General features: G+C 34.8%; 1 protein-coding gene. It reads left to right on the top strand.

Going from position 1 to position 729, the window contains the following annotated elements; translation table 11 throughout:
• Positions 1-49: 49 nt before the first annotated feature.
• On the top strand, positions 50-729 hold a 680-nt coding region (locus LMC10_RS01440), incomplete at its 3' end, for a transposase family protein (RefSeq protein WP_229268736.1).

Raw genomic sequence — 729 nt, 5'->3', positions numbered from 1 at the left:
TCGTTATACAATCAATTCACCACAAAAATCATGAAAGAAGGTTAAACAAATGTCCCATAATGATTCTATCCTAAATATTCTTGGAATTAAAGATAAAAATATTAAAATTATTTCTGTTAAAGAAGCTGAACACAACGATGATTCTGTTAAAGAGTATATAACACTAATAACGGCTACTCTTTCTTATCCGATTAATCATTGTCGTAACTGTGGCTTTCCCACTGTTAATAAGGATGGCTTTCGCAAAACTCATGTACGACTGGCTAGTTTAAACGGGAGAAGATATGAACTAGAGCTTCGTAAACAACGCTATAAATGTAAATCATGCCATACTACTTTTGGTGCTATTACTAATTTAACCAAAGAAAATCAAACCCTATCCAATGATCTCAAAAATCAAATCATGCTTTTAGCTCGTAAAGGACTATCAGGTCAGCTAATTGCTGAAATGTGTCACTGCTCGCCTAGTAGTGTTCGTCGAACAATTTTAGAGCGCATGGAACCACACTATCGTGTGGCTAAGTTGCCTAAGCATTTATGTTTTGACGAGTTTCGTTCAACTAAGTCTGTGATGTCCTTTATCTGTTGTGATGCTGAAACCCACCAAATTATCACAAAGTTACAGGATCGTCTATCACCTACAATTATTGATTATTTTGAAAGTCGTTATTCAAAAGCCGAACGCGAATGCGTTCAATCAGTTGTAATTGATTTAAATGCTCAATATCA

Source organism: Limosilactobacillus reuteri subsp. simiae (genome assembly GCF_020784875.1).
In the GTDB taxonomy this organism is placed as follows: domain Bacteria; phylum Bacillota; class Bacilli; order Lactobacillales; family Lactobacillaceae; genus Limosilactobacillus; species Limosilactobacillus reuteri_H.
Note: the sequence above shows the minus strand (reverse complement) of the source record. Positions and strands in the feature narration are given on the sequence as shown.